Below are 10339 nucleotides of genomic sequence, written 5' to 3'. Positions count from 1 at the left end.
GGGTATTTTCGGTAAGCTGGAAGTGCCGGGCCATGGTGTAGCGGCAACATACACCCTTGGGGTGGGTGTGATGGCGGGTTCGACTCCCGCTGGCCCGACCAGATGCAACTTTTGAAAGCTTTTGGCAGAAAATAACTGCCTCTACGTCGTATACTTGTAGATCTCGATACTCATCTCTGGAATTTTGAAGCTGTCCCATGGCAGCTTCAGACCGGCAGTTGGCAAAAATCCTCCTCCAAACCGAACCAATTTCCCCTCTGCGTACGAGCTTTTGAAAAGATATAAACAAAAGCATATACTCTGAATATAGCAGCAATAGATGTAACAAAATGCTAAAAGCAAAGTTGGTACCCCTTCTGATGACCTAATCAGGCTAGAAGCATGAAAAATTTTATTACAAACAGCGACGCGGAAAATCTAAAGAAGCGGCTTGTCGAGCTCATCAATAAGAGTGAAGAACTTAAGTTTCTCGTTGGCTTCTTTCACTTCTCCGGGATAAGGGAGCTCTATTCTGAACTCAAACAAAATCCAAAAGTTGTTTTGAAAGTATTAGTAGGACTTAATGTTGATAGGCACAATTACCAACTGATTGAATACGCCGATAGCGATGATCAGAGCGGCAATTTATCTAACGAAGAAATCAGTCAGCGATTTTTCAGTTCATTAAAAAAGTCCATAAATACAGAGAAATCTGATACTCAAGAATTTTATGAGCAGGTTAAATTTTTCCTTAAGCTCATCAAAGATGGTCGACTTATCATCCGAAAGACATTCAAGCCAAATCACGCAAAATTATACATCTTTAAATTACAAAGCGGGCAGGTCCGCAACACGCTTTTCATAACCGGAAGCAGTAATCTCACAAGTTCTGGTCTTACAACGCAAGAGGAATTCAATGTTGAGATTAGTGACTATGGCTTTGAAAATGCCGAAAAATATTTCGATTCCCTCTGGGATGAGGCAGTTAAAATTACCGAGAATGATGCGCGGAAGAAAAGATTGATTGAGATTGTCGAGAAAGAAACTTTGGTAAAGAAAATCATTCCATTTGAAGCGTTTGTTCTAACTTTGAAAATTTATCTTGATTCATTCAAGAAAAAAGAAATCGGCCAATCACTCATAAAGACACTAGAGAAAAACGGCTACACTCTTTATAAATACCAACTGGACGCAATCCGTCAAGCGTTAGCAATCATCGAAAAGAATAACGGAGTTATTCTGGCAGATGTCGTCGGTTTAGGTAAGACCATTATTGCTTGCTCTGTGGCTAAAGAATTAAGAAAACGCGGAGTAATAATCTGCCCACCAGGCCTTAGGGGCGATCCAAGAAAAAAGAACTCCGGTTGGAATATGTACAAAGAACAATTTGGGCTTCACGATTGGGAAGTTTGGTCTTTGGGCGACTTAGAGAAATTGCAGAAATCCACAGCGAAAGATATCGAGGTTGTTATTGTTGACGAGGCACACAGGTTTAGAAATCAAGACACAAAAAATTATGAGTATCTGAAAAATATTTGTCGCGGCAAGCAAGTTATTCTTCTCACAGCAACACCATTTAATAATCGGCCGGGAGATATCCTGTCCTTGCTGAAACTATTTATTATCCCCAAAAAATCGCCTATCACATTAGAGAACAGTTTGGTTGCTAGATTTAAATCTTTCAAGGGCGCATTTGACAAACTTGGATATATCAAAAAACATTGGAACTCTACAAACGAGCAGAAGCGCAAGAAGGCGTACGATTCCTATGAAGCTTTCTTTGGAGAAAAGTTTAACGCTCCTGCTGCTTTGAAAAAAGTTAAGCAGCGCTCCAGGTATCTTGCAAAGCAAATCCGTGACGTTATAGAGCCAGTAACCATACGCCGTAACCGTTTAGATTTAGAGGAGAGCCCTTATTACAAGAAAGAAGTACAAAATCTTTCAAAAGTCGCCGATCCTAAAGAATGGTTTTTTGAGCTGACAAAAGAACAGTCGGAGCTTTATGATCAAGTAATTAATACCTATTTTGGTGATCCGGATGAGGGTGGAAAATTTAAGGGAGCAATTTACAGACCGTTTGAGTACGAAACTTCAAGAGAAAAAATCGCTGGCGAGAAACTGAATGAAAAGGAGAACTTTGAGTTTATCCAACAGCGCAACTTGTACGATTTTATGCGCCGCTTGCTCGTGAAGCGGTTCGAAAGCTCATTCGGCTCTTTTGAGCAGAGCTTAAAAAACTTTAAGCACATTACCGAATCGGTCCTGAAATTTATTGAAAAGACGGGACGCTATATTTTAGATCGCAGCTTGCTTGAGAGAATATACGACAAAGATCCAGAAGAAATCGAGCAATACTTGAAAGATTACACTGAAAAGATTAACGCCGGCCAATATCCGAAGAATCATAAAATTTACAAGCTCTCCGATTTTGAATACAGAGAAAAGTTTTTGGCCGATATCCAATCCGATTTAAACCTATTCAAAGAAATTTTAAAATCCCTTCACGATTTTGATTTGGTGAAAAATGACCCTAAAACGAAGTGCTTAATTCAAAACCTCAAATTTCAGCTCAAGAAAGATCCGAGTCGCAAGATTGTTATCTTTTCAGAATATCTTGATACCGTAAAATATCTTGAGCCACGACTGAAAAAGGTTTTTGGCAACAAATTACTGACTATTGCCGGAGACCTAACCGCACAGAAACTATCAGCACTCAACAAGAATTTTGACGCCTCTTTTCCAGAACAAGAGAATCAACACTCTATTCTGCTTTCTACAGACAAAATTTCCGAGGGCTTTAACCTGAACCGTGCTGGAATGGTTATCAATTACGATATCCCTTGGAACCCAGTGCGGGTTATCCAGCGTGTCGGCCGTATAAACAGAATCAGTAAAAAGATTTTCGACGAGCTTTATATTATAAATTTCTTCCCGACCGAACTCGGAGCTGAATTAGTACAATCGCGGGAAATCGCCAGCAACAAGATGTTCCTGATTCACAATACTTTGGGTGAAGACGCAAAGATTTTTGATCCCGATGAAGAACCGACTCCAGCAAAACTCTATAACCGAATTCAGCAAAACCCCGACAAACTAGAAGAAGTAAGTTTTTATACTAAAGCATTAAAAGAGTTTGAGAAAATTAAGAAAAGCCATCCGGACTTAATATCTCAGGTGGATAAGTTTCCTCCTCGCGTCAAAGTAGCCAAAAAAGCTAAAGAAAATGAGCTCCTGGTTTTTTTGAAAAAAGGACGGCTTTACATTCAAGGAGCAAAGTATGCTGAAAATAATAGGTACAATTTCTACCAACCTACTTTTGAAGAGGTATTTGAAAAAATATCCTGCAAGCCTCAGGAGAAGCCCCTTGAATTAAGTGGGCAGTTCTGGGGCGTTTATGAACAAATCAAAAATTTCCGGGATTATCGTATTGGACCGCCTAGTGAGCAGAGCTTAGAGCAACAGGCAATAAATAACCTAAGAGCATTTATTTATCACAGGCACGAAGAAGAGATAATTAAGGTAAAAGATTTCCTTAGGACATTGTTGGAGGATATTACCGACTATGGAACGCTTCCCGACTACACTTTGCGTCGGATTGCCAATCTTGAGTCAAGCAGCAAAGAAAAGCTCAAAAAATCCCTGAAAGAAATAGAAGCGCTTAAAGACGAGCTCGGCGAGGATTACCTGGAACGGGAAAAGGCAAGACAAAAAGAACTAGCCAAGGAAATCATCGTAGCTATTGAGAACCGAAAACTATGAGCCGACAAATTTTGCAAGACATCATAGGCAATTTTCAGGTAGAAAAGTTTACACACTTTTTTCGCACTAAATGCGACAAATTCCGTCCTCAAAGCGAAACTCTGCCGTACGATAATAATGATTTTGGGGACGGTAAAAAGCTTGGCGAAATTACTTTTGACGATGGGCGTCTTATTATTTGTTCATTTCAGGTAAAGCAACCTCTTTCTGAGCGCTCCGGCAAGAAAGCTCAATATGAACTTGGCAAAAAGATTCTTAGAGAATCTCAAGCTGACGCCGGCATTTTTATTTTTTACGACAATAAAAGAAACTTTCGCTTTAGCTTAATTTATGCCAATTACTTGGGCCGCCGCCGCAATTGGAGCAGTTTCCGCCGCTTTACCTATTTTGTAAGCCCAGAACTTACCAACAAAACTTTCCTTCAACGAATTGGCGTCGGCGATTTTTCCTCGCTTGCTAAAATAAAAGAAGCATTTTCCGTTGAAAAAGTCACCAAAGAGTTTTATGAAAAAATCGCCAACTGGTATTTCTGGGCGGTTGAAAACTGCCGCTTCCCAAAAGATGAGAAGGAGGAAGAGAACGGTAGGAATATTGCCGTCATCCGGCTTATCACACGGATGATTTTTATTTGGTTTATGCGCGAGCGCGGTTTGGTGCCAAAAGAGCTGTTTGAAGAAGGCAAAATCAAAAGCATTCTCAAAGACACCAATCCTGAAAATTCGTCCTATTACAAAGCGATTCTGCAAAATCTGTTCTTTGCTACTTTAAGCACCAGAAAAGAAGAACGAAAATTCAGGGATGAACGCAGGTTTTATAAAGGATACAATCCCGATTTTGGTAATCAATATGTGTTCCGTTATCACGACCTATTTAAATATCCAAACAAAATAAAAGAGTATTTTGGCGATATTCCTTTTTTGAATGGAGGACTTTTTGAATGTCTGGATGATAAATATAACAGAATTTATATTGATGGATTTACTGAAACAAAGAAACATCAACCCTATGTACCCAATTTTCTATTTTTCAACAGTGAAAGAGATTTTGATTTAAACAAAGTATACGGAACAAAAAACAAGCGCTACAAAGTTCAAGGGCTTTTAAATATCCTTTCTTCCTACAACTTTACCATTGATGAAAACTCGCCTGACGATGCTGATATTGCCCTTGACCCTAAACTTTTAGGCAGAGTTTTTGAAAATCTTTTGGCAAGCTTTAATCCGGAAACATCTACCACTGCTCGCAAAGCCACAGGAAGTTATTACACTCCGCGCGAGATAGTGGATTATATGGTTATAGACTCGCTCAAAGAGTACTTCAAGACGCACCTGCCTGAAATTAAAGATTTGGATAAAAAACTTGAAACACTTTTTTCAACCGGAAGCGATGAGAACCCATTCAGCAAATCAGAATCAAAAAAGTTAGTGGAGCTGATTGAAAATGTCCGCATAGTGGATCCGGCTGTTGGCTCAGGCGCTTTCCCAATGGGTGCACTCAACAAAATGGTTTTTATCTTGGGCAAAATTGACCCGCAAAACGAGCTTTGGAAAGAAGCTCAGCTCAAGGCGGCCGAAGCCATTCCCGACCCGCAGGTACGGCGCAACACCAAAGAGCAGATTGAAGAACTTTTCCAAGGCAAAAATGCCGACTACGGCCGCAAACTCTATTTAATTCAAAAATGCATCTATGGTGTGGACATCCAGCAAATTGCCGTAGAGATTGCCAAGCTCCGTTTCTTCATCTCGCTTTTGGTGGATGAAAAAATTGATAAGAATAAAAACAATTGGGGAATTGAACCTTTGCCTAATCTTGATTTCAAAATTATGCAGGGCAATAGTTTGATTTCCGAGTTCCTGGGAATTGATTTTGACAACGGACAAGCAAAGCGAGAACAAGCAGGAAGAAGAATGCTACTTGTTGAAAAAGAAGACCGTTTAATCAAAGAGTTTGAGCAGAAGAAAATTGATTATCAAAATGAATCCGATAAGGACAATAAAGCAAGGTTAAAGAAAGAAGTTGAGGATTTAATGATAAGGATTTTTGAAACAAAAATAAAAAAGCAAAAATCCGATTATTTCCGTAGAATGGAAGAAATTGAAAGAAAATGCGCTGTTTTTCCTAACAGGAAAACCAGAGAAGAAGCTATCAAAAAAGAAAAACAAAAACTAGCTCAAACAACTGGCTTTGATTTAGAAAGAATCGAGGAACAACTCCGGGAAGTTACCAGTAAAAATAAAGCAAAACCGTTCTTCCCTTGGAAACTTTACTTTGCCGAAGTATTTGCCGAAAAAGGTGGTTTTGATATTGTGATCGCTAACCCTCCTTATATCCAACTGCAAAAGGCGGTAAATGACAAACAGCACTACGCCGACCTATACAAAGACGCCGGCTATGAAACATTTGATAGGCGAGGTGATATTTACTGCCTTTTTTACGAACTCGGCATAAAACTTTTGCGTCCCAACGGCATTTTAACTTACATTTCTTCCAATAAATGGATGCGCGCCGGCTATGGCGATAAACTTCGCCGGTTTTTTACGAAATATAACCCGCTTATTCTCATTGATTTGGGCCCTAATGTATTTGAGTCTGCCACTGTTGACACCAACATCTTAATTTTACAAAAAGCAGAAAATCAACATAACCTTTGCGCTGTTACATATAACAACAAAAGTATTCCTCTTAGCGAGGCAGTGAAAAACTGCCATATTATTAAAAATCTTTCTTCTCAAGCGTGGTTTATTGGCTCTGAAGCAGAAAGAAAATTAAAAGAAAAGATAGAACGCATCGGAAAACCACTAAAAGAATGGTATGTTAAGATTTTTTATGGCATTAAGACAGGTTTAAACGAAGCATTTATTATTACCACTCAAAAGCGTGATGAAATTCTTGCCAACTGCAAAGACGAAGAAGAACGCCGCCGCACTGAGGCGATTATCAAACCAATTTTGCGCGGCAGAGATATTAAGCGCTATTACTACGAATGGGCAGGGCTGTGGGTGATTATTATTCCTGCTGGTTGGACAGATGGAAATAGAAATGGTAAAGATCCAGAAAAGTTTATTTACAGCAGTTTCCCTTCTTTAATGAATTATTTGAGATTATTTGAAAATGAAGCTAAAAAGAGAGACGACCAAGGAGATTATTGGTGGGAACTTCGTCACTGCGCCTACTACTCCGAGTTTGAGAAGGAGAAGGTGGTATGGGCAGAAACTGACCAATCTTTGAATACAGTTATTGTCTCACCAGGAATATATTTGCAAAAAACCTGTTTCATGATTATTTCAAACCAACCAAAAATCTTAAACGGATTTTTAAATTCCAAGCTATCACAGTGGTACATAAGAAACTTAAGCTCAAATCTTGGGCAAAGAGGTATGTCATTAACCAAAGAGTCTGTAGAAAAACTCCCTCTCCCTTCCATCACTTTTACAAACAAAACTATAGTTCAGCAAATAGAATCCCTCGTTGACAAAATCATCGCCGCCAAAAAGCAAAACAAAAACGCCGATACAAGTGAGTACGAACACCAAATCGATCAGCTTGTTTATAAGCTCTACAGCCTCACGCCAGAGGAAATTGCAATAGTGGAAGGAGAAAATAAATGAAGTTTATAAATTATGACAAATATTCAAAGCATTATCACAAAAGAAATTCAAAATATTGTTCAAGACTTTGAACAATACCCAAGCAAATATCTAACTGAAGAAGATGTCCGTAGTTTTTTAGTGGCGAAATTATTGAGGTACAGCAAATTTAGTAAGCTACAAAATACGCATGATGGATCAAAATCAATCTCCGTACATACTGAGATACGATGGTATGGCAATTCTGGGAAACTAAAATACCGTTCGGATATCGTGATTATTGACGTTTCTTCTTTGAAAACAAAAGACGGAATGTTCAAAATTCCAAGTAAGGGGTACAGTTTTAGCAAACCCAAAGCAATTGTAGAAGTTAAGCTCCGTAGAGTAAATGGAGAATCGGATAACAAATTCATTTCAAAAATACAAAAAGACATCGATAAGCTTAAGGAAATTAGATACGAGATTGACGGAGGATGTCCTTGCTATTTAATCGTGCTAGATAAGAAAAAGTCTGTTCAGGAAAGAATATTCACTGATGCAAATGGAGTTAAAATTTATTATGGATATTCTTCTCAATAAATAGAGCGATTAGTTCACCTATGAAACCTTACGATCTCGCTGAAAAGGAAATTAAATGGTTGAAAACGATGTAAGGAATTGAAACTCTTGGAAAATATGAATAGCGAGATAGGGCAACAAATTATAAATCGCCTTGATTTAATTAGGGCCATTTGGAACCTACTTGTTACTGCCGCGCCCGTTGCGACCGCAATTGTAGCAGTTACCGGTTTCATTTGGAATGCAATTCAGCTAAGGCGCCAGCGAAAGATTGGATTGTCGTTAGAAATCGTTGACCGTACAGGCAACGGAATTATTAAAAACAACTCTCAAAGCGATTATGAAGTCGAGCTTAATAAATATGTCTTAGATGACGGGTCTTTTGAGAAAGGCGCAAAACAAGCAAGCGAGCTTACTATTTCTATTTTGCGATCATTGAAAGCTGGACCAGAGGAAGCAAAAAGGAAAATTTTAGAAGTTAAAGAACGCAAAGAGAAAGAGCGATTGGTGTTGCCTCAAGTTCTTGCTCCAAACGAAACAGTACAGTTTCATATTCACAACCTGATTGCTGAAAATGTCACAGTGGCATTTATCCTTCTGGAGTTCAAGCGGGACGGGGAAGTTAGTTACCAGCTGTATAGATTTGCAGGAAGGTTAAAAGGAGGGCTTATCCCTCAAGAATTACAAGATTCGTGCCAACCGTATGATCAATGGGTGAGGGTGCTTGGATTTAGAAATTAGCCCCGCAAAAAAATTTCAGGGCGAAGCCCAAGCAGGCGGGCAAAAAGGAAGGGAGTCTGGGGGAAATGAATTTTTGCCCGTCTGCTCTGCCGCGCGAAGCGCGGCATGCTGTCTAGTAGGATTGCCGCCCGCAGGGCGGCAATTATCCAGTGATCCGCTGGAAAAAGGATTGAGCTTCGTCTAGTAATTGCGCCAAGACAAAAGTTGTCTCGCTTGCTTCAGGTGAATTAACAAGACGAACGCCAAAGAGGTTTCAAATAGCAATTGAACCATTTAATGAAAATTATCCACAAGGAAAATTGAAATGATACAACTTACTAAACACATCAAAATTTTAACAATTATGATGCTGACAGAGCTACTGATACACAAACAACCCTATCATTCTCATAGTTGCAATCAACTCCCCTCTAAAGCTAGAATAAGAATATGACTTTTAAAGAAGCTGCTCTGGAAATCCTTAGAAAAGAGAAACGCCCGATGAAACCAAAAGAAATTGTTGAGCTCGCACTGCAACGTGGCATTCTTCATACAAGGGGAGAAACCCCATGGTATACTCTTTCTTCGCACTTGTACACAGACACTAAGAAGAACGGAAGCAAATCTCCTTTCGTACAGCTCGGAAAAAACTTATGGGGGCTTCGTGAGTGGAATCTAGCTGTTCTTAAGGATACAATACAAAAAGAAGAGAACCTAAAAGCGCTTGAGTGGCATAAGGCAAGATCAGAAATACAACGGTCCATCGTAGGGGATCCAATTAAGGTAGATGGTCTTACATATGCGCCCCTCAATGAAAATGGCGTAATATATCTTTTCGCTAAACTAGCATCAAAGCTTGGCTTTATCGTCGAAGCAATCCAACCAGCTTTTCCTGATGCAAAAGCAAGAAGGAGAAAAGGTAGAGGATGGGAAGATGTTTGGATCGAATTCGAATACAAAGCTTCGTCATTCAAAGCACATCGCCATGATCCGAGCGAATGCGATATTATTGTCTGCTGGGAGGACGATTGGCCAGATGCCCCAATTGAAGTATTGGAGCTCAAGAAACACTGCTAGCGCAAAAACAATAGTCAACAGTTTACTTCATCCCCTACCTTCCCCAACGATCAAAATTCCTGCAGCTCCTTGCCAGGTATCGCCGCATACCGAGCGTAAGGAATTTTCCCGCATTGCCTCGTTGAAAAAATAACCTGCGGGAAGTTTGCATCCCAAATCTCCCGTCTTCCCATCCCCTCTTTCCTTTTTCCCCTCGCTTGCCTTTTCCTTACACCTTCTCTTCCTCTTTCTCTTGCTTCTTCTTTTCCTTCTCTCTCATTCTTTTTCCTTTTTGTCCTTATCCTTGCCATTTCTCTTGCTCCTGCCAATCTCCCAGTTGCCATTGACAAAGTGGCAACTATTTGTTAAAACTGAGCAAGTTTTTTCATCTCCAAGGAGGGCACGCAATGTCGCTCATCGGCATCTTCTTCGACAGGAAGCAGCAGCACGACGACAACGCTCCCCTGCCGCTCGGCAGGGTGTGCATCTGCCTGGAAGCCCGCCACCTCGGCGAGGGCAAGTGGCAAGTTGTTGCCGCGCCAAAAGGTGCACTCGAAAAGAAAGCCACGGTCTTCATCAAAGGAACGCCGTGGCCCTATTTTACCCCTATCTCCTGGGACGGGCTCATCATGAAGGTAATCTCGGCGATGTGAACCAACACCCCGCACAGTTGCTGTGCG

The 10339-nt window shown here is 40.2% G+C and carries 8 protein-coding genes and 1 tRNA gene; 7 read left to right on the top strand and 2 right to left on the bottom strand.

The window, feature by feature from the left end:
- Positions 1 to 26 precede the first annotated feature (26 nt).
- From D6734_01035 to D6734_01005, 7 genes are all read left to right on the top strand, one after another.
- Positions 27 to 101 (top strand) — tRNA-Pro (locus tag D6734_01035).
- A 280-nt stretch (positions 102 to 381) separates the two neighbouring features.
- Positions 382 to 3738 (top strand): helicase, encoded by a 3357-nt coding sequence (locus tag D6734_01030; GenBank protein RMF97981.1) that lies wholly within the window; start codon positions 382 to 384, stop codon positions 3736 to 3738.
- Positions 3739 to 4355: 617 nt separating this feature from the next.
- Positions 4356 to 7346 carry a class I SAM-dependent DNA methyltransferase gene (locus D6734_01025; protein RMF97982.1) on the top strand — a complete coding sequence of 997 codons (2991 nt, stop codon included), beginning with the start codon at positions 4356 to 4358 and terminating at the stop codon, positions 7344 to 7346.
- Between the two features lie 12 nt (positions 7347 to 7358).
- Complete coding sequence (locus tag D6734_01020; GenBank protein ID RMF97980.1) at positions 7359 to 7904, top strand: hypothetical protein; 546 nt, start codon at positions 7359 to 7361, stop codon at positions 7902 to 7904.
- Between the two features lie 78 nt (positions 7905 to 7982).
- Entirely contained in the window at positions 7983 to 8624 is a 642-nt protein-coding gene (locus D6734_01015; protein ID RMF97979.1) for a hypothetical protein, read from the top strand.
- Complete coding sequence (locus D6734_01010; protein RMF97978.1) at positions 8608 to 8808, top strand: hypothetical protein; 201 nt, start codon at positions 8608 to 8610, stop codon at positions 8806 to 8808. Before D6734_01015 ends, D6734_01010 begins: the two co-directional genes overlap by 17 nt.
- A 245-nt stretch (positions 8809 to 9053) precedes the next feature.
- Entirely contained in the window at positions 9054 to 9680 is a 627-nt protein-coding gene (locus tag D6734_01005) for a hypothetical protein (GenBank protein ID RMF97977.1), read from the top strand.
- 50 nt (positions 9681 to 9730) lie between these two features.
- Here the strand turns inward: D6734_01005 and D6734_01000 are convergent, their stop codons facing one another.
- Both D6734_01000 and D6734_00995 read right to left on the bottom strand, forming a co-directional pair.
- Positions 9731 to 9988, bottom strand: coding sequence for a hypothetical protein (locus tag D6734_01000; protein ID RMF97976.1), 258 nt, complete (start codon positions 9986 to 9988; stop codon positions 9731 to 9733).
- 36 nt (positions 9989 to 10024) lie between these two features.
- The coding region (locus D6734_00995; protein RMF97975.1) for a hypothetical protein at positions 10025 to 10339 on the bottom strand (315 nt) is incomplete at its 5' end.

It is taken from the genome of Candidatus Schekmanbacteria bacterium, assembly GCA_003695725.1.
In the GTDB taxonomy this organism is placed as follows: Bacteria; Schekmanbacteria; GWA2-38-11; order GWA2-38-11; family J061; genus J061.
The sequence above is the reverse complement of the archived record's forward strand: the minus strand, read 5'-3'. Positions and strand labels throughout refer to the sequence as shown.